General features: G+C 62.9%; 14 protein-coding genes. 11 read left to right on the top strand and 3 right to left on the bottom strand.

The annotated features are described in order from the left end of the window. The first annotated feature begins 189 nt into the window (after nucleotides 1-189). The 5 genes from ilvD to ACX3P1_RS14370 all read left to right on the top strand — a co-directional run bounded on the left by ilvD (nucleotide 190) and on the right by ACX3P1_RS14370 (nucleotide 6,714). On the top strand, nucleotides 190-2,025 hold the full coding sequence (ilvD, locus tag ACX3P1_RS14390; protein WP_459080272.1) for a dihydroxy-acid dehydratase: 1,836 nt from the start codon (nucleotides 190-192) through the stop codon (nucleotides 2,023-2,025). Nucleotides 2,026-2,178: 153 nt separating this feature from the next. Then, complete coding sequence (locus ACX3P1_RS14385; RefSeq protein ID WP_459080271.1) at nucleotides 2,179-3,459, top strand: amidohydrolase family protein; 1,281 nt, start codon at nucleotides 2,179-2,181, stop codon at nucleotides 3,457-3,459. Nucleotides 3,460-3,567: 108 nt separating this feature from the next. After that, nucleotides 3,568-4,482, top strand: coding sequence for a DMT family transporter (locus tag ACX3P1_RS14380; protein ID WP_459080270.1), 915 nt, complete (start codon nucleotides 3,568-3,570; stop codon nucleotides 4,480-4,482). Between the two features lie 286 nt (nucleotides 4,483-4,768). Then, the gene (locus tag ACX3P1_RS14375; RefSeq protein ID WP_459080375.1) at nucleotides 4,769-5,491 is read left to right on the top strand and encodes a WecB/TagA/CpsF family glycosyltransferase; all 723 of its coding nucleotides are present in this window, start codon (nucleotides 4,769-4,771) and stop codon (nucleotides 5,489-5,491) included. Beyond that, nucleotides 5,488-6,714 carry an FAD-dependent oxidoreductase gene (locus tag ACX3P1_RS14370; RefSeq protein WP_459080269.1) on the top strand — a complete coding sequence of 409 codons (1,227 nt, stop codon included), beginning with the start codon at nucleotides 5,488-5,490 and terminating at the stop codon, nucleotides 6,712-6,714. The genes ACX3P1_RS14375 and ACX3P1_RS14370 overlap by 4 nt, the downstream gene beginning before the upstream one ends. A gap of 34 nt (nucleotides 6,715-6,748) precedes the next feature. On the opposite strand, the gene ACX3P1_RS14365 is transcribed toward ACX3P1_RS14370, so the two are convergent. After that, nucleotides 6,749-7,789: a GNAT family N-acetyltransferase gene (locus ACX3P1_RS14365; RefSeq protein ID WP_459080268.1), complete on the bottom strand. Its 1,041-nt coding sequence runs from the start codon at nucleotides 7,787-7,789 to the stop codon at nucleotides 6,749-6,751. 180 nt (nucleotides 7,790-7,969) lie between these two features. Between ACX3P1_RS14365 and ACX3P1_RS14360 the strand changes: the two genes are divergently transcribed. Further along, entirely contained in the window at nucleotides 7,970-9,433 is a 1,464-nt protein-coding gene (locus tag ACX3P1_RS14360; protein ID WP_459080267.1) for a glucosamine inositolphosphorylceramide transferase family protein, read from the top strand. On the opposite strand, the gene ACX3P1_RS14355 is transcribed toward ACX3P1_RS14360, so the two are convergent. Both ACX3P1_RS14355 and ACX3P1_RS14350 read right to left on the bottom strand, forming a co-directional pair. Next, a complete protein-coding gene (locus ACX3P1_RS14355) occupies nucleotides 9,434-10,534 on the bottom strand; it encodes a glycosyltransferase family 4 protein (protein ID WP_459080266.1) in 1,101 nt (366 codons plus the stop codon). Next, the gene (locus ACX3P1_RS14350) at nucleotides 10,531-11,964 is read right to left on the bottom strand and encodes a lipopolysaccharide biosynthesis protein (protein ID WP_459080265.1); all 1,434 of its coding nucleotides are present in this window, start codon (nucleotides 11,962-11,964) and stop codon (nucleotides 10,531-10,533) included. The genes ACX3P1_RS14355 and ACX3P1_RS14350 overlap by 4 nt, the downstream gene beginning before the upstream one ends. Nucleotides 11,965-12,260: 296 nt before the next feature. On the opposite strand from ACX3P1_RS14350, the gene ACX3P1_RS14345 reads away from it, so the two are divergent. From ACX3P1_RS14345 to ACX3P1_RS14325, 5 genes are all read left to right on the top strand, one after another. After that, on the top strand, nucleotides 12,261-14,432 hold the full coding sequence (locus ACX3P1_RS14345; RefSeq protein WP_459080264.1) for a GumC family protein: 2,172 nt from the start codon (nucleotides 12,261-12,263) through the stop codon (nucleotides 14,430-14,432). A gap of 75 nt (nucleotides 14,433-14,507) precedes the next feature. Continuing rightward, nucleotides 14,508-15,575 carry a glycoside hydrolase family 5 protein gene (locus tag ACX3P1_RS14340; protein ID WP_459080263.1) on the top strand — a complete coding sequence of 356 codons (1,068 nt, stop codon included), beginning with the start codon at nucleotides 14,508-14,510 and terminating at the stop codon, nucleotides 15,573-15,575. A 2-nt stretch (nucleotides 15,576-15,577) separates the two neighbouring features. Further along, nucleotides 15,578-17,140 carry a hypothetical protein gene (locus ACX3P1_RS14335; RefSeq protein ID WP_459080262.1) on the top strand — a complete coding sequence of 521 codons (1,563 nt, stop codon included), beginning with the start codon at nucleotides 15,578-15,580 and terminating at the stop codon, nucleotides 17,138-17,140. Between the two features lie 8 nt (nucleotides 17,141-17,148). Beyond that, entirely contained in the window at nucleotides 17,149-18,060 is a 912-nt protein-coding gene (locus tag ACX3P1_RS14330; protein WP_459080261.1) for a LysR family transcriptional regulator, read from the top strand. Nucleotides 18,061-18,193: 133 nt separating this feature from the next. Beyond that, on the top strand, nucleotides 18,194-19,354 hold the full coding sequence (locus ACX3P1_RS14325) for an ABC transporter substrate-binding protein (RefSeq protein ID WP_459080260.1): 1,161 nt from the start codon (nucleotides 18,194-18,196) through the stop codon (nucleotides 19,352-19,354). Nucleotides 19,355-19,512: the final 158 nt, after the last annotated feature.

Genomic DNA, 19,512 nt, shown 5'->3' with positions numbered 1-19,512 from the left:
CTATTGCTGCCTGCTTCGAGGACGTCCCGAAGCCGGGCAATCCGACATCGTTGCCGATTTTTCTTCCCGGCCGTCTCGCTGGCGCAGTGCAAAACCGTGGCCAGCCTGAACGTTGGCGTATATAAAGCTCGCGGCTCAATTCAGGTTCCGCACCTCGATCGGCGCGGCGTAAGTTTCAAGGACAGTTTCATGCCTCCCTATCGTTCACGCACCACCACCCATGGCCGCAACATGGCCGGCGCGCGCGGCCTCTGGCGCGCCACCGGCATGAAGGACGGCGATTTCGGCAAGCCGATCATCGCGGTGGTGAATTCTTTCACGCAGTTCGTGCCCGGCCATGTGCATCTGAAAGACCTTGGCCAGCTTGTTGCACGTGAGATCGAGAAGGCCGGCGGCGTCGCCAAGGAATTCAACACCATCGCGGTCGATGACGGCATCGCCATGGGCCATGACGGCATGCTTTATTCGCTCCCCAGCCGCGAAATCATCGCCGACTCGGTCGAGTACATGGTCAACGCCCATTGCGCCGACGCCATGGTCTGTATCTCCAATTGCGACAAGATCACCCCCGGCATGCTGATGGCGTCGCTACGCCTCAACATCCCGACCGTGTTCGTTTCGGGCGGGCCGATGGAAGCCGGCAAGGTCGTCATCGCCGGCAAGACACAGGCGATGGACCTAGTCGACGCCATGGTGGCGGCGGCCGACGACAATGTGTCCGACGAGGACGTCAACGCCATCGAACGCGCGGCCTGTCCGACCTGTGGCTCGTGCTCGGGCATGTTCACCGCCAATTCCATGAACTGCCTGACCGAGGCGCTCGGCCTGTCGCTGCCCGGCAACGGTTCGACGCTGGCGACGCATGCTGACCGTAAGCGCCTGTTCGTCGAGGCCGGCCACGTGATCGTCGATCTTGCCCAGCGCTATTACGAGCAGAATGACGAGAGCGCGCTGCCGCGCAACATCGCCTCCAAAGGTGCGTTCGAAAACGCCATGACACTCGATATCGCCATGGGCGGCTCGACAAACACCGTGCTGCATATCCTCGCCGCCGCCCATGAAGGCGAGATCGATTTCGACCTTGCCGACATCGACCGGCTGTCGCGCCGCGTACCCTGCCTGTGCAAGGTGGCTCCGGCCAAGGCTGACGTCCACATGGAAGACGTGCACCGCGCCGGCGGCATCATGGCGATCCTGGGCCAACTCGACCGCGCCGGCCTCATCAACCGCGACCTGCCGACCGTTCATACCGCGACCCTCGGGCAGGCCATCGAGCATTGGGACATTTCCTCGACGAACAGCCAATCCGTGCGCGATTTTTACCTCGCGGCCCCCGGCGGCGTCCCGACGCAGACTGCCTTCAGCCAGGACCGGCGCTGGGACGATCTCGACCTTGATCGCGAGAACGGCGTCATCCGTTCGTCGGAGCATCCGTTCTCGAAGGATGGCGGCTTGGCCGTGCTCAAGGGCAATATCGCGCTCGACGGCTGCATCGTGAAGACGGCGGGTGTGGACGAATCGATCCTGAAGTTCACCGGTCCGGCGCGCGTTTTCGAAAGCCAGGATTCGAGCACGCTCGCTATCCTCAACGGCAAGATCAAGCCGGGCGACGTGGTGGTGATCCGCTATGAAGGCCCGCGCGGCGGCCCCGGCATGCAGGAAATGCTCTATCCGACCAGCTATTTGAAGTCGAAAGGCCTGGGCAAGGTCTGCGCGCTGTTGACCGACGGGCGCTTTTCCGGCGGCACGTCCGGCCTGTCCATCGGCCACGTTTCGCCGGAAGCGGAGGAGGGCGGGCTGATCGGGCTGGTGCGCGAAGGCGACACCATCGAGATCGACATCCCGAACCGCACCATCAACCTTGCTGTGGACGAGGCAGAACTGGCCAGCCGCCGCGCAGCCCAGGATGCCGCCGGCTGGAAGCCCACGGAAGTGCGCAAGCGCAAGGTCACGCAGGCGCTGCGCGCCTACGCCGCCTTCGCCACCAGCGCCGACAAGGGCGCGGTGCGCTACGTGCCGGAGTAGTTTCGGCGCTTTCCGGGGCGTGCGGACTGCGATGTTGCTGATGCCGTGACCGACCGCAAATCAAAGCCGTGGACAGTCAGCGGCGGAATTGGCACACCGGTTTCCGGATGGCAGTGTGTTCGCGAACATCCGGTCTAAACCAAGGGCTAAAAAATGAGCTTCGACATCATCGTTGCCGGCTGCACGCTGCCTGACGGTAGGGTTGCGGACATCGGCATCAGGGGCGAAACCATCACGGCGATCGAGCCGAAACTTGACGCCGAGGCAAAGACCGTCATCGACGCCGCTGGCGATCTCGTTTCGCCACCCTTCGTCGATCCGCATTTCCATATGGATGCGACGCTCTCTTACGGTCTGCCGCGCATTAATGCGTCGGGCACGCTGCTGGAAGGCATCGCGCTGTGGGGCGAGTTAAAGCCGCTTTTGACGCATGAAGCCGTGCGTGACCGCGCGCTTGCCTATTGCGATTGGGCAGTGTCGATGGGTCTGCTTGCCATCCGCACCCATGTTGACACCTGCGACGACCGGCTGCTTGCGGTCGAGGCGCTGCTCGACGTGAAAAAGACGGTCGCGCCCCATATCGACCTGCAACTGGTCGCTTTTCCGCAGGACGGGTTCTATCGCTCGCCTACAGCCCGCGCGAATACTATTCGCGCTTTGGATAAGGGCGTTGAGATCGTCGGCGGCATCCCGCATTTCGAGCGCACCATGGCCGACGGCACCCGCTCGGTCACCGAACTGTGCGAGATCGCGGCCAAGCGCGGACTGATGGTCGACATGCATTGCGACGAGAGCGACGATCCGCTGTCGCGCCATGTCGAGCAACTGGCCTACGAGACGCAGCGCCTTGGCCTGCAGGGCAGGGTGGCCGGCTCGCACCTGACCTCCATGCATTCGATGGACAATTATTATGTCTCGAAGCTGTTGCCGCTGATCGCGGAAGCCGACCTGTCGGTCATCCCCAATCCACTCATCAACATGATGCTGCAGGGCCGCCACGACACCTATCCGAAGCGGCGCGGCCTGACCCGCGTGCCGGAAATGCTGAAACTCGGCATCCGCGTCGGCTGGGGCCAGGATTGCGTGCTCGATCCGTGGTATTCGCTGGGCACGGCGGACATGCTCGATGTCGCCTTCATGGGCCTGCACGCAGCCCAGATGTCGAGCCCGACTGACATGGCGAAGTGTTTCGACATGGTGACCAATGTCAACGCCGCCATCATGGGCCTCGACCATCTTGGCCTGGAAGTCGGCAAGCGCGCCAGCCTTGTGGTGCTCGATGCCGGCAACGCGATAGAGGCGGTTCGTCTGCGTCCCGACCGGCTATGGGTCGTCGCGCGCGGCAAGGTGGTGTCCCGCCGCGAAAAACGCGACGCTGTCCTGTCGCTTCCGGGCCGTCCCGCCTCGGTCAACCGGCGGCATAAAACCAGGTAGAGCGCCGCGCGTCCGCGTACTGATTCTGTGCTGGCTCCCCTCGTCAAACGGGGAGCGTTGCGCTAACACCTCGCCGACCGGCCATCGACCGGTAAGGACTTGCCGGCCATGACCTTCGTACAAAAGATTGGCGTGAAGAATCTTCTGCTGGCCGGTATCTTGCTGATGCTGGCCGGCGACTTCATGTTCGCGCTGAACGACGCCATGGGCAAATGGCTGGTCGCGTCCTTTTCCGTCGGTCAGGTCGTGCTGATCCGCTCCATCGGCGCGTTCATCGTGCTTGGGCCGATGCTGGCCAAGCAGGGCACCGAAAAGCTGTTCCACATGGAGCGGCGCGATCTTCAGTTCTGGCGCGTCGTCGCCACCACGCTCGATACTTCCTTCTTCTACGCGGCCGTGGTTTACCTGCCGCTGGCCGACGTCATGAGCTTCTATATGGCCGGGCCGATCTATGTCGCGGCGCTGTCGCACTTCCTGCTTGGCGAGAAAGTCGGCTGGCGCCGTTGGTCGGCGATCCTGATCGGCTTCTGCGGCGTGTTGATCATGCTCCGGCCGTCTACCTCCGCCCTTTCGCTGTCTTCGATCTTCGCGCTTGTCGGCAGTCTGTCGTTTGCCTTTGCCATCGTTCTCAACCGCCGGCTTCGCGGCACCAGCGACACCTCGCTCGTTACCTGGCAGACGGTCGGCACTCTTATCGTCGGCGGCGTGCTGACGATCGGCGCATGGCAGACGCCGAGCGCGTTCGACGTCGGTGCGATGCTGCTTCTAGGCATCGTTTCCTGCATCGCGCATCTGCTCATCACGAGAGCATTGAAGCTGGCCCCGGCCTCGACGCTGGCGCCGCTGCACTACACGCTGCTCTTGTGGGCAATTATTTTCGGCCTGGTCTTCTTTGGCGATGTGCCCTCTTCACGCATCCTGATCGGGGCCGGCATCGTCGTGCTGGCCGGGCTGTTCATCTTCCATCGGAAGAACGTGGTCGATGAGGTCGTTCCCACGGACGTGCCCAAGGGCGTCAGCTGAGGCGGGACTGGAATTTCTTCAGGCGCAGTTGTTGGGTAGAAGAGTATCCATATAATTTGATTAAAGAAGTAAATATTAACTGATTCTTAACAATAGACTTCACCTGAGTCACGTTTTTCACTAAATATTCGGGAGATGATGCGCGCAATGGTGGCAATAGATATGTTACCCAAGCGCTGTAACGCCGGATGCATGCGCGGGCGCGCCGCATGGATGACAGGAGAATTTGGTGCTGCAGTGGCATGAGCGGAAACTGGACGACTTCCCTACCGCTTTGGTGGGCGGCATGCCTATCAGCACGGCGGACCGACAGGCCACGGCTGCGCTCATGATCCGGGCTGCCCGCGAACACAGCCGCGGCGACCGGCCGCTCTACTTCACGTCCGTTAACGGCGAGACGATCGCGCGGGCAAACGCCGACAAGGCGATCGCCGCCCTGTTCCGGAGTGCCGACCATATCGCCGCCGATGGGCAACCGCTGGTGCTGGCCTCGCGCTGGCTCTGCGCCCAGAAATTGCCGGAGCGGGTCGCGACGACCGACCTGTTCCACGACGTGGCCAAGCTTGCGGAAAAGAGCGGCTCGACCTTCTATCTGCTGGGCTCGACCGAAGCGGAAAATGCACGCGCGGTCGCCGTCATCGCGGCAACCTATCCGGCATTGAAAATTATCGGCCATTCGCACGGCTACCTGAAGGGCAAGGAACTCGAAGCCAAGCTGGACGAGATCGACGCGCTGGCACCGGATATCCTCTGGCTGGGTCTGGGCGTGCCGCTGGAGCAGATTTTCGTCCGGGACTTCTCCACTCGGCTTGGCCATGTCGGCATCATCAAGACTTCGGGTGGCCTGTTCAATCATCTTTCGGGCAAGAATCCGAGAGCGCCGAACTGGATGCAGAAAGCCGGGCTGGAATGGCTGTGGCGGCTGCTGATCGAGCCGCGCCGGCTGTTCTGGCGTTATCTGACGACCAATCCCCGTGCCATCTATGCCATTTTGAGGTATTCCAAGTGAGTACTGGTCCTGCATCAGCCAGGACGCCTTCCATCGACGCCGATATCGTCATTATTGGCGCGGGCCTTAGCGGCACGCTTGCTGCCATCGTGCTTGGCCGCGCCGGATACGATGTCGTCCTCATCGATCGAAATGCGGTCTGCCCGCCGGAATTCCGCGTCGAGAAGATTGGCGGCGTCCAACTCGCCATGATGGAACGGGCGGGCATGCTCGGCATCTTGTCGGCGAACGCCACCCGGTTCGACGGGATCGTCAATGCCCGCAAGGGACGCATTCTCGACAAAACCAAGGGGACGTATTTCGGTTTCCGATACGGCGAGATCGTGGCAACCATGCGTCGCCACCTGCCGGACAATGTCCGTTTCGTCGTCGGCCGGGTGGACACCATCGCGACAAGCCCCGACCGGCAAAGCGTGACTGTCGCGGAATTCGGCGATGTGAGCGCGCGGCTGGTCGTGCTGGCGACCGGCATGGGCGACATGCTGCGCCGCACGGTCGGCATCGAGCGCCAGGTCATCCACCAGCGGCAGTCGCTTACCTTCGGCTTCGATGTCAGATCGCTGGCCGACAGCGGCTTCAGGCACCCCGCCTTGACCTATTACGGCGAGCAGGTTTCCGACGGCATCGATTATCTCAGCCTGTTTCCCGTGGGCGGCGCAACCCGCGCGAACCTGTTCACCTTCCGCGAGGTCGGCGACCCCTGGGTAAAGGCGTTCCGGCAGAACCCGAAGGAGACGCTGGCCGCAACCCTGCCCGGATTGGCTGGCGTTCTCGGCGATTTCGAGATCGTTTCCCCGGTGCAGAACTGGCTGATGGACATAGCCGTGTCGGAAAATTGCCGGCAGGACGGCATCGTCCTGATCGGAGACGCCTACCAGACATCCTGTCCGGCCGCCGGCACCGGCGTGGCGCGCCTGCTCAGCGACGTCGAACGGCTGTGCACGGCCTGCGTCCCGGCCTGGTTGTCGACGCCTGGAATGCCGGCCGCCAAGATCGGCGAATTTTACGACGACGAGCAAAAGCGCGGGGCTGACGCCCACTCCCTGGAACTGGCGCGATACCGCAGGAGCCTGACCACCGAAACGAACCTTCGCTGGCGCGCGCGCCGACTGATGTCGTTTTCGAAACGCCGGACATTTTCCAGCCTGGAACGCTACGTTCCATCTGTGGTGGCGGCCCTGGTGGCAGTCCTGCAAATGGTTCGCGGTGAACGTTTCATCTGATTGTCTTTGCGCCGGCAGGCCTGAAAAAAACCGCTCAGTCCGCCGACGGGGCGCGGTTGAAGATGCGGCGCGCAAGCTTCTTGACCGCAGGCAACTTCTCTACCGCCAGGCCCGCGGCGTAGCCGAGCAGGCTGCCGTGGCGGGAAATCTGCCACATGGCCGATGGTTCCGAGCCGAAAGTGAGCTTGTAGGGTTCGTCGCCGATGGTGAAATCGAGGAAGCTCTCACCCCGCTCGATACAGTCGCGGGCCACCTGCTCGAACATCAGGCTTCCGATCGACATGTTCTTGAAGTCGAAATCGAAACCGCCAAGGATGACGAGCAGCGAGTTGCGGTGCGCGAGGCCAAGCGCAACGGCGATAGGCTTTTCATCGAGCCACATCGCATAGGTACGCGCCGAGCCGTCGCGTCCCGCCATGGCGATTGCCGTGTAGAAATCGTAATAGGGCGGCAATTGCAGCAGGTCGCCGGTGCCGTCGCGGTACTTGAACCGCTCTCCGCGATAGACACGCATCGCCTGAAACGCTGTCGCCATGGCATCCGGGTCGGTGACGCATTCGAACCGGACCTCGCCGCGACGATGCAACTGCCGGGATTTCTTGGCGATTTCCTTGCCGTAGGACTGCGTTATCCGTTTTTCCCGCCATTCGGGAAACGATGCTTCGAGCTTCGAGGCGTAGGCACTCATGCCCATGTCTTCGCGCGCGTCGATGCCGAGCAGCTTTTCCAGGCGGAGCGAGCGGTCGGCCAGTTTGCCGATCCGCAGCAGGTCGTAGGGTTTCAGCAGGCGCTGGATGGCCGCGACGCTGGCAGTATCGGCGACAATCGCGTCGAATGTCCTGGCATCGGCCACGGGCGAGGCGTAATCCGACACGCGCAAATCCGCGAACTCGATGACCCGCAGCCCTGCGTAGCGCCGCCGCACGAGCGGCAGCACCAGCGCCAGACGCTTGTCGGCCTGAATGCGGACGACGATGACCAACGGGGCAGCCGAATTCGGCTCCATCAGCTTTGCGTAGAGCGATGAAAGCCAGTGCGGGTGCTGAAAGGCAGAAGCCTCTGATTCATCGAACAATTTTCGATATTCCGAAGACTGGAAATCGAATGAATTTTCAACGGCTACTTCGAACATGATCTACCCGGCGCTTCTCAAGTGAGATGGTCTCCCAACCGACCTCTTACCCCTTGTCCTATACGTATCAATGGTTTGTTACTAAATTCGCCCTAGTCTGGAGGGCGGTGAGGGGAAATAACAGTGACGGCAATTGAGGTAATCGTTCCGCACCCTGGACCGAGGCTGTGGCACCGCATCGTGATCGAACGGTTGCGAACGGATGGGCATGGCGTGTCGGTCGTACACCAGTCCGGTGCCGGCCAATGGCCACCGTCGATGAAGGCTGCGTTGCGCTTCGAACGACGCCTCTTTCGCAGGCACGAACCGGGATTGGCTTCCATCCTGCCGGAAATTTCCGAAATGTCATCGGCTACTGCACCGAACCTGCGCGTAGACCTGTCGGGCGCAGCACCTAACGGTTCCATACCGACGCTCCGGCTGGCGTTTGACGGAGCCTGTTCGGACGCTGCCATGGTCGTCGCCATTGCCAATGGCCGCTTGCCGGAAATCGAAGCCGTGCTGGACGCTGACCGCGTGGTCGGCAGAGCATTTCCGATGCTGGACAAGCGCGAGTCCACCGCGCTCGGCTCCGACGACGTGCTTGCCCGCGCCGTGACGCTGGTTCTGGCTATGGTCAAGCGCTTCGATGGTGGCTGGAGTGCCGATGCCGGCAAGGCTCGCCCGCGCATCCTCGGCGCGGCAGGCGATCTGCGCTTCATGTCGGCTTACGCCTGCAAGGCCTTGCCGCGCCTTGGCCGCGAAGCCCTGCGGCGAAGCCGCTACCGCCACGCGCATTGGCGCGTCGGCTACCGCTTTATCGACGGCCCCGGCATCGCCCAAACCGGCGCGTTGGGAACCGGATGGGCGCGGATTGCCGATCGGGGTGATCGTTTCTATGCCGATCCGTTCGCTTTCGAATGGCAGGGAAAGCCCTATATTTTCGTCGAAGACTACCCGCACGCCACTAAAAAGGCGGTGATCTCGGTCGCGGAATTCGATGCCGGCGGCGTTGCGCAAACTCCCGACCCCGTGCTGGAGGAGCCTTTTCATCTTTCCTATCCGCAGGTCTTCCACTGGGAAGGCGAGGTCTGGATGCTGCCGGAGGGGAGCGCCGGCGGCGGGCTGACGCTTTACCGCGCGGCGGAATTTCCGCGACGCTGGGAAGCCCATTCCACGCTGCTCGAGGGTGAGATTTCGGACGCCACCCTGCTGGAGCACCAGGGGCGCTGGTGGCTTTTCGCTACACAACGCGACGGCCATGGCAGCACCTCCGATACGCTGGTCGTCTTTCAGGCGCCCAAGCCTGTCGGGCCGTGGACGCCGCACCGGTTGAACCCGATCCTCATCGACCGCCGCACGGCGCGGCCCGGCGGCGCGTTCATTCGCACGGACGGCAAGCTTCTGCTGCCGGTGCAGGATGGCACGCTTGGCTATGGCGGTGGTCTTGGCCTGGTCGAGCTTCTTGAACTGAACGACGAAAATGTCCGGCTTTCCGCGCCGGCCGCGATCTCGGAAACCGGCGATTGGCCCTATCCGCAAATCCACACGCTCAACCGCGCCGGCCGTCTGGAAGTCATCGACGGCATCGCCGCCGTGCGGAAATAATCAAGAACCGAGAAGCAGGTTCTCGTAGCCGACGCACATCGTCATCGGGGAATAGCGGTCGCCAAGACCACGCCCCGTCACTGAAAGTCTTTCGGCAAGGCCGGGCTCATCCATGACGCGGGCAAGTGCCGAGGCGATATTTTTGGCCTCGGTCGCATCGACAAACAAGGCAGCCGGTTCGCCGTCGTCGGCCGTCAGGACCTCGCGCAGCACGGGAAGCCCGTTGGCGATAATCGGCAAGCCGGCCATCGCGGCTTCGACCGCAGCCAGGCCGAACGTTTCGTTGACCGACGGGAAGACATAGGCATCGCCCGTCGCCAGGAATTCGAAGATTTGCGTGGGCAATATTTCGCCGACGAGATGCAGGCGCGCCGTCGTGCCTTGTTTGGCGGCCAGCGACAGGAGCGCCTCGCGTTCAGGTCCGGCCCCGGCGATGGCGACATGCAGCGATGGCAGTTGGCCAAGCGCTGCTACCAGCGCGCGATGGTTCTTCTGTTCGCTCAGGCGCCCGGTGCTTATCGCGATGAAGGCATCGCCGGGTAGTCCGAACCGTACGCGCGCGGCCATTTTGGCGTAGGGCCGGTCCGGGCTCGCCACGCCATGGTCGATGCGCCGTATGCGCCGCCGGTAGGCTGCCGGATAGGCCGCGAATTGCGCCTCGGTCCAGCCGGAATTGACGACGTTCCATTGATAGGCGCCGACGGTGCCCATTGCCTTGTCGATCCGGCTGAGCATGCCCATCACGCCGCTCGATTGCGGCGCGCCGCTCTGGTTGGCGACAATATGGCGAACACCGGCAAGGCGCGCGCCCAGCGTGCCGAAGATGTTGCCGTAGTGCTGGTAGGAAATGACGGCGTCCGGGCGCGCCCTTCGCAGGTAGCGTATCAGCCCGAATGCCGCCATGGCCTCGCCGGAAAGCCCGCGCGGCCGATCCTTCAGCACGAAATCGGCGTGGGCGTCACGGTCGTATATGTCGGTCTTGCGGTACATGAACACGGTGCGCACGTCGTGACCGCGCGCCCGCAGCCCTTCGCCGATCATGTCCGAAACGCGTTGCGCTCCGCCTGCTTCCGCCTGGGTCTGAACCTGAACGATCTTCATGCGGCGGTCTGGCTGGCGGGATCGATTCCTGAAGGGCGGCGTCCGGCAAACAGTCCCATGATCGACGGGTTGATGCCGATGGCGCGCCATGAGATCGAAACGCCGATGATGTTCCAGGTGATGACGGTGCCGGTTATGCCCACTGCCGACCCGACCGGGCCGAACAGATAGGTCATCGCGGCAGTTACGGCCAGGCCCACCACATTGACCACGATCAAAAGCTTGAGCAGCGAATTCTGCAAGCCCGTCAACTGCATCAACAGTTCCAGCGGCCCACAGGACGCCACCACCGTTACCCCGATGCCGAAGACAATAAGCACGGTGTGCATGGTCGGCGTGGCATAGGCATGATCGAAGATGCCGAGGAGTTGCGCCCCGAAGACGAAGAACACGGCAACGGTGGCGATTGCGACGGCGCTGCTGGCCAATGCCGTCAAGCTGGTTGTGCGTTGGACGTGCGCCTTGTCGCCGCCATAAAAGGCGCTGGATATTTCGGGCGCAAGCGCCTGGTTGATGCCGCTCAGCGCCAACGCGGCCAGCCGGGTGGTGCGGTCGGCGACGAACACCGCGCCGGCGATTTCCGGACCGAGGATCGCCGCGACCAGAAGCGTGCTGACTTGCCCCAGCGCCGGCGGCAGCGAGGTTACGCCCCATAGACCGAGCGTCACGCTGGTGAATTCGGATTTCTGCGCCTGTGAAAGCGGCTGCCGCTCTGCCCCCAGCGTGTCGCGCAGCAGCACCGCCGTTTGCGGCAGCACCACCAGGATGAGCAGGACGGCCGTTATCAGCGTCGCGGAAACCGCAGTCAGCCCCACGTCGAGATACCATAGCAAACCGACGGCTGCGATGGTCGCTGCGCGCCAGATCACGTCCCTGGGCAGCAGGCCCGAAATAAGCGCGCCTTTCGCCCGGAAGGCGCCGGAAGCGAACTCCGACCAGGCAAGCGCCAGCGAAAGCAGGGCCGCCGATGCGCATAGCGGCAGCCATTCGGGCGTGCCACTGCCGACATAGGGCGCGAAGCCGACCGCAAGCACCAACAGGCTGGATACGATGACGCCGGCCAGGGCAACGAAAATGGCGCGGTGCATCAGACCATGGGCGGAAGACAGGTCGTTGGCTTCGGCATATTGCGGCCAGAACCGCAGGACCGTGCTTTGCTGGCCGACACTGGCAAAGAACGAGACGAGGCTCGCGCCCGCATAGGTCGTGCTGTAGAGGCCGAACTGGCGCGCGTCGGTGATCGTTGCGATGATGACGAACATCAGGAAGGACAGGCCGGCGCTGCTAAGCTTGATGGCACCCGCAATCGCGCCGCTTCGGGCCAGCACCGCAATCGACATGCGGCCTGTGCCGTTGGTATCGGCGGCCGGCAGGGGAGAGGTTTCTCGGTCTTTCATCGGTCCGGTGCCGGAGGCTCTGGAAAAATACATGCGCGCGTCCTGTCGACGGCATCGCCGCTGCGTCGCCTGTGGCCTGCCACGGGATGAACGCGCCCACCCATAGTCCAAACACGCCGGCTTGCGCCACAAGGAACCGCGACCATGGTTAGCACCTGTATACTGCCCCCAGATCTCGACCGTGACAGCATCCATATAGGGCTGCGCCGCTGCCGGCACGATTGAGGCCGACATTAAAATTCCGATAACCTTAACCCACTGCTAACGTTGATTGAGCATGGTGTATTCCCAAGATCAGGCGCGCGCGCCCTCGAAAGGAACCATGCTCGATGAGCCCAGCCATCGCAGACGATCGCGATCTTCCGCCCTTGTTCGATATCGGCGCTGTGCTGAAGACCCTGTGGGATCGCCGTATCCTGATTCTGGTTGCCGTCGGCGCTGTCGTCATGGTTGCCGTGCTTTATCTTGCCGTCACCAAGCCGGTCTACACGGCTACCGCTTCGATCCTCGTCGACCCGCGCGATTCGCGCGCGACCAGTTTCGACAATGTGTTGCCGGGCATCGGCGCGGACAGCGCGGCAATCGCCAGTCAGGTTGCCGTCATCAACTCGACCGACCTGCTCAACTCCGTGTTCGACTCCGAGGGCCTGCAAAACGACCCGGAATTTTCGGGCGGCGGCCTGTTTTCGTTGTTTCGGGCGAGCCGTCCTCTGGACCGGGATGCGATTTTCCAGCGCTTCCGCGGCAATGTTTCCGTCGATCGCGAAGGGCTGACCTACGTCATCGATATCAGCTTCAAATCGGAAGATCCTGAAAAGGCGGCGCGCCTCGTCAAGGCTATCGTCGCTCGCTACAAGGCCAGCCGTTCCGGCGAAAAGGAAACGGCAAATAGCGAAGCCAATACGATGCTGACCGACAAGATCGGCGGCCTGCAGACCGCCGTTAGCAACGCCGAGCGCGCGATCCAGGATTTCAAGTTCGAGAACAATATCTTCGACGCCAATGCCGGCGGCACGCTGCAATCGCAGATCGACCAGTTCAGTTCGCAGCTTGTCGCCGCGCAGGATCAGGCCGATCAGGCACAAAGCCGCTACGACCAAGCGGTGGCCGCCGGAACCTCGCCTGAGGGCTTGAGCAGGCTTTCCGCGATCCTGAGTTCCACCACCGCGGAAAAGCTGAGGCAGGATTATAACGATCGCGCCGCCAGCCTTGCCAGCGCCCAGGCCGACCTTGGCCCGAAGCATCCCACGATCGCCCGGCTTTCGGCTGAACTCGCCAAGATGCACAGCCTGATGGTCAGGGAAGCCCAGCGCATCACCCAGGAACTGAAGGCCAGCCGCGACATCGCTGCCAAGAATGTCAGCCAGTTGCGGGCCAAGCTCAATGGCCTGCGCGGCAATTCCAACGAATCCAATCTCGCGCAGGTGCAGTTGCGCCAACTGCAGCGCAACGCGGACGCGGCGCGCGCCGTGCTCGACGATTTCCTGAAGCGCTCACAGGAAACGCTTCATATGCAGGGCATGCAGATTTCGCAGGTGCGCGAGATCAGCGAAGCGGTGCCGCCCTTGCAGCCGACCTGGCCGAAGCCCAAGCTGCTGCTGGCGGTAAGCGGGGTTCTGGGGCTGATCATCGGTTGCGCGCTTGCGCTGATGCTGGGGCCGGTGAAAGCGGGCTCGAAAGGCCTGCTCGCGCGCGCCCACAAGTTGCCGGATAACACAAATCCGGGCGGTTCGCCGAAATCCGGAAGGCGCCCTGCCGTCGCCAGGGCGCCAGGCCTTGTCGATTTGGGCGTCTATGCGGTGCCAGCGACGCCGGACGGGACAGCTCGAGGCGGCGTTCATGCCATTGCGCTCAAGGTGCGGCAGTTCGACAGCACGCCGTTCCTGCTTTCCATGCAGCAAGTGCTGGTTCAAATCACCAATCGCCTGAACGAGCACCCGAAACCCTACGTGCTGTTTTTCTCTTCGATCCAAAAGGGCAGCGAGCGCAACCTTGCCGCCGCGCTGATCGGCATCGGGCTTCAGCACATAAAGGAGCGGGTGCTTGTCATCGAGATTGCCGGACAGGCGCGCCAGTTGCCGGCTTTGCGCAGCAGAAGGCCGATGATCGACCCGGCCAGCGGCCTGCCGACAATACTGGTGGACGCCACCGTCATGGGCAAGAACGGCCCGATGGACAATTCAAGCGCCGTCTCCGGCATACTGGCCGAGCAGCGGGGCGCCTTCGATTTCGCGCTGGTCGTCGGTCGTCCGATGGCCGATCCGCTTTATAACCCGGCCCTGGCGGCCGGCGCCGATATGGCGATTTTTGCGTTCACGCCTGCCCAGCGTGGCAGCGGCGCGGCGTGGTTGCAGCAAAGGCTTGCTCCTACAAATATCGCCCGAACGGCGACACTGGTGATCGAGCAGGTCCGCGATCGTCCAGCGATGGCCGGCGCGCAAGCTCGACCCGTCGCCGCCAACGGAAGCCCGCGCCGGAAAACCGTCGCCGCGCAGGGGTGACGGGCTGTGTCCGGTGGCGAGCGGCAGCAAACGACTTTGCCATCGGCGATAACGCGCCGCCAGCTAGGCAGCGGATTGGCCGCGGTCCTTGCCGCGCAATCCTTGCCGGCCTTCGCCTCGCAAGACGTCGAACCCGTCGCGCCGACTCGCGGCTTCAATCTACCCGGCTGGGTCGATCGCGAGGAGGGTGCGGCTCCGGCCAAGGAGACACTCGAAAAGCTTCAAAAGCTGGGCTTTGAGACTGTCCGCCTGCCGGTCGCCGCCGATCTCCTGTTGTCGGGAATTTCGGCGCGCGCGATCATGCTCGGGCGGATCGCCAGCGCCGTTTCGCAAATGACCGCCTTGGGCTTTTCGGTGCTTGTCGACCTGCATCCGGCCGACAAGTTCGCATCCGCATTGCGCAGCGGTTCACCCGAAGGCGAACAGCAGGCGGTCGAGGCGTGGGAAGCGCTTGCGCCGATGCTGGCGGATACGCCGGCCGGCAAGGTCTATGCGGAACTGTTGAACGAACCGCCGATGGAGCCGGCTTCATGGCTGCGCCTGCGCGACCGGCTTGCGCAAACCGTTCGCGCCAGATGTCCCCGCCACACCATCGTCTGGGGGACGGCTCCGTATCAGGGCATATGGGAACTGGCCGATACGCCAAGGCTTGCCGACGACAACGCCGTCGTTGCGGTGCATTACTACACGCCGATGGGCTTTACCCATCAATGCGAGAATTGGGACGCCTCGCCGCTTGGCCGTCTCGCCAATCTGCCGTTTCCGGCCACCGTGGATACGCCGCAGGTCCAGGCGCTCTTCGACAAGCTTGGCCAGTCCGGCGACGAGGCCGCTACCGCCTTCCTGAAGGAGCAATTTTCCCACCCGTGGACGACCGCGAGCATCGCCGCCGATTTCGCCACGCTCGGTCAATGGTCGGCCAAGAACCGCTGCCCGGCAATTGTCGATGAATTCGGCGTTCTCGATTTCTGCGTCGATCCGGCGAGCCGCTCGACCTGGGTGCGGGCGGTGCGACAGGCAGCCGAGGCGAACGGCGTCGGCTGGGCCTATTGGGAACTGGACCAGGGCTTCGGCTTCATCAAGAACCGCACGAGTACGGAAGGCTTCGATCTTTCGATGATCGAAGCCTTGACGGGAGCCTAGCAGTGGCGTCGCCAGCCGCATCCCTTGGCGCAAACCCGGCGCGAAGCCGGCCGCAACCGGGCGCGGAAGCGGCCTTGCATATCGTCGCGGCGCTGCTGCTCATTGGCGGGTCTGTATCTAGCTTCGCTGTATCGACGATCTTCGGCGCCGCCGCCGCCTTCGTGCTGACCCTGCTGGTTTCCACCGCCCTTCCTGCCAGCGTGCCCACCGCCATTGCCTGCGCCTTCCTGTTCCAGAATATGATCGTTGCCTGGTTCACGCCCTACATACCAGACAACAATGCCTTCGATGCGCTACGCGGCGCCAATTTCGTGGTGCTGATGACAGCCTATGGCGCGTTCCTGGCCGCCTCGTTCCAGGTGCGCCTGCGCGCTGTCACGCAGGCGCGGCCCTGGTTGTTGTGGGGAATGGCGCTGGCCGGCCTCATTGTCTTCTACATGCTGCTGGGCGCGGTGCGTGGCGCGCCGAAGGATTCCATCATCTATTTCCGCAACACCATCACGCCGCTAGCCTGTTTTCACATCGGGCTGGTGGCGGCGAGCCTCTACCGGATCGATCTGCGCAAAACCCTGTTTTGGCTGGGCGCGGGCATCATCGTCTATGGCTATTGCGAGCTTACGTTTACGATGGACTTCCTGGGTCTGTTCAACGGCGACCTCTATATCGTGCGCGGAATGCATCGCCAGATCGACACGGGGTACTGGGAAAAAACCATGCAGCAAACAGGCTTCGTGCTGCGCGGCCTGCAAGACGTGATGACCACCACCTTTTTCAACACGCCGTTGTTTGCGGATTTGTTTCCGCCGGTCTTTCGCATCGGCGGGCCAAATTTCCACCCGATCTCCTATGCTTATGCGCTCGGCGTGCTTTCGGTCTGGCTGTTGTTCAAGGGGCGCTGGCTCCTGCCGCTTGCCGCCCTGCCGCTGTTGCTGGTCATCGGCTCAAAGGGTGCGATGTTCATGGTTGCGCTGGCGTTTTTCGTACGCTTCGCGCAGCGCCCGCTGGGCCTGAGGCTGACCCTGCTCGGCGTCCTGGTTGCTGCCGGAACCTGGATCGCCGCGGCGATCGGCTACGGCATTACTCATGGCGACTATCACGTGCTTGGCCTTGTCGCCGGCGTGCGGGGTTTCCTTGGCAATCCGCTCGGGCAGGGGCTGGGCATAGGCGGCAATCTGTCAAGCACCAGCTTCAATCTCGACTGGGATCGTGCGCAGGCGGCCGGTGTCGCCGCCGTCCCGGTCGAAAGTGCTGTGGGCGTGATGCTCTACCAGATGGGCGTCGGCAGCGTCGTGTTCTTCGGTTTTCTGGCCGCCCTTGCCAACACCGCGCGAAAACTGCTTTTGAAAACAGGCAACCCCGAATTCATGTTCGCCTTCGTCGGCATCGTCACCATTTCCACCAATGCGGTGCTGCAGGAAGAGGCGTTCTATTCGCCGCTGGCTCTCGGTTTCTGCCTGCTGCTGGTGGGCACGGCATTAGGCACGCATTGGCGTGAGGAAAGCTTTGCCGCGCGGTTCAGGCCGCCACCGCCCGCTGCTTTCGCGCGCCCCCCGATCCGTGGTTAAGTGCCGGTATGGCGTTTTCGATCCGGCAGTTGCAGTTTTTCGTCGCGGTGGCCGAGCAGGGCACGGTATCGGGCGCTGCCCAGAACCTTTCCATCTCGCAATCGTCGGTGACCGAAGCGATCAAGGAACTGGAGTACGACCTAGGCGTCGAACTGTTCGAGCGCCATTCGCGCGGCCTGAACATCACCCACAAGGGCCACCAGTTCCTGCGCCACGCGACGAAAATCCTGGCGGATGTCTCGGATGCGCGGCGCGCCTTTTCCGACGAGCAGGTGGCCGCTGGCGGCAAGTTGCACCTCGGCGTGACATCTCTCGTCGCCGGTTACGTCCTGTCCGACCTCCTGGCGCGCTACCGCCGAGCCTATCCCGGCGTCGAGGTTTCGGCCATCGAGGACAATGGCGATTACCTCGAACATTTGCTGATCGGCGGCAAGTTGGACATCGCGGTGATGGTCACCACCAATTTGCGCGACCGCATGGCGCTGCAATCCGAAATCCTCGAAGTCTCGGCCTACCGGTTGTGGTTGCCGCTCGGTCACCGGCTGACCTCGACCGAGATCATCGGCATCGGCGACCTTGCAGGCGAGCCGCTGATCATGCTGACCCTGGACGAAATCGAGGAAAGCACAGGCAAACTGCTGGCGGCAATCGGCGCCAAACCCAACGTCGCCTTTCGCACCCGCTCGGTGGAAGCCGTGCGCAGCCTGGTGGCGACGGGAGCCGGGCTGGCGTTGCTGCCGGACCTCGTCTACCGGCCGTGGTCGCTAGAAGGCGACCGCATCGAGAGCCGCGACATGTCCGGCTCCTTGCCGGTGGTGCAGGTGGGCATGGTGTGGCGGCGAGGTTCCGGTCTGCCGCAGGCGGCGCGCGATTTCATCGGCATCGCGCAATCGCAGCGCACGGTTCGGCAGCGCATCTGAGGCTTCTTGGTATCGGTAAAACCGATAGCGACGTTCTGATAAATGAATTTGCGAATGCGGCGATTTCACGACACCTTGTCGCACGCATCGGGCGGCAACGGGAGAGCGGCCGTCCACATGGGAGGATCGACCAATGAATTCATTCCTGAAGTCGTGTACGGCATTTACCATCGCGCTGACCTTCGCCGGGCAGGCCACCGCGCAGGAAATGCTCAAGGAACTGGGCAAGGGCGAGGGCGCGGTCAGCATCGTCGCGTGGCCGGGCTATGTCGAGCGCGGCGAGAGCGACAAGGCCTATGACTGGGTCACCGATTTCGAAAAGAAGACCGGCTGCATGGTGACGGTCAAGACGGCGGCGACTTCCGACGAGATGGTCGCGCTGATGAACGAGGGCGGCTTCGACCTCGTCACCGCTTCGGGCGATTCCTCGCTGCGCATGGTTGCCGGCAAGCGCGTGCAGCCGATCAACACTGATCTCATTCCAAGCTGGAAAACGGTCGACGAGCGGCTGCAGAATGCGCCGTGGTTCACCGTCAACGACGTCCATTACGGTGTGCCCTATCAGTGGGGGCCGAACGTTTTGATGTACAACACCAACGTCTTCAAGGAAGCGCCGAAAAGCTGGAACGTCGTGTTCGAGCCGATGGATTTCCCGGACGGCAAGCCCAACAAGGGCCGCGTCCAGGCCTATGACGGCGCCATCCATATCGCCGACGCCGCCAACTATCTGATGGCCCACAAGCCGGAACTCGGCATCAAGGACCCCTATGAGCTGAACGAAGACCAGTACAAGGCGGCCCTCGACTTGTTGCGCGTGCAGCGCACGCTGGTCGGCCGCTACTGGCACGACGCCATGATCCAGGTTGACGACTTCAAGAACGAGGGCGTCGTCGCCTCCGGCTCGTGGCCGTTCCAGGTCAACCTCTTGGCCAGCGAGAAGCAGCCCGTCGCTTCCACTATCCCTGAAGAAGGGGCGACCGGCTGGGCCGACACCACCATGATGCATGTCGATGCCGCCCATCCGAACTGCGCCTACATGTGGATGGAGCATTCGCTGTCGTCCAAGCTGCAGGGTGACCTCGCCGCCTGGTTCGGCTCCAACCCCGCCGTCCCCGCCGCCTGTAAGGGCAACGAGCTTTTGACCGACGAAGGCTGCAAGACCAACGGCTTCGAGGATTTTGAGAAGATCAAGTTCTGGAAGACGCCGGTGACCCAATGCGCCAGCCAGGACAACCAGTGCGTGCCTTATTACCGCTGGGTGTCCGATTACATCGGCGTTATCGGCGGCCGCTGAGGCCTAGGGCGATGGGATACAGGACTCTACGTCCTGCATCCCCCTCTCCGCCTCGCTTTGCTCGGCACCTCTCCCCCTAAAGGGGCGAGGAACCCAAGCTGGGGAAGCTCGGCATTGCGGCAGCGCTTCCTCGCTCTGCGAAGCGAGGCGGATAGGAG

The sequence above is a fragment of the Mesorhizobium sp. A623 genome (assembly GCF_054489405.1).
Note: the sequence above shows the minus strand (reverse complement) of the source record. Positions and strands in the feature narration are given on the sequence as shown.

Coding starts and splice junctions, on each gene's coding strand:
- ACX3P1_RS14355 (WP_459080266.1), bottom strand. CDS start 10,534: ATGAAGATCGTTCAGGTTCAGACCCAGGCGGAAGCAGGCGGAGCGCAA.
- ACX3P1_RS14380 (WP_459080270.1), top strand. CDS start 3,568: ATGACCTTCGTACAAAAGATTGGCGTGAAGAATCTTCTGCTGGCCGGT.
- ACX3P1_RS14385 (WP_459080271.1), top strand. CDS start 2,179: ATGAGCTTCGACATCATCGTTGCCGGCTGCACGCTGCCTGACGGTAGG.
- ACX3P1_RS14350 (WP_459080265.1), bottom strand. CDS start 11,964: ATGTATTTTTCCAGAGCCTCCGGCACCGGACCGATGAAAGACCGAGAA.
- ACX3P1_RS14345 (WP_459080264.1), top strand. CDS start 12,261: ATGAGCCCAGCCATCGCAGACGATCGCGATCTTCCGCCCTTGTTCGAT.
- ACX3P1_RS14330 (WP_459080261.1), top strand. CDS start 17,149: ATGGCGTTTTCGATCCGGCAGTTGCAGTTTTTCGTCGCGGTGGCCGAG.
- ACX3P1_RS14325 (WP_459080260.1), top strand. CDS start 18,194: ATGAATTCATTCCTGAAGTCGTGTACGGCATTTACCATCGCGCTGACC.
- ilvD (WP_459080272.1), top strand. CDS start 190: ATGCCTCCCTATCGTTCACGCACCACCACCCATGGCCGCAACATGGCC.
- ACX3P1_RS14375 (WP_459080375.1), top strand. CDS start 4,769: ATGCCTATCAGCACGGCGGACCGACAGGCCACGGCTGCGCTCATGATC.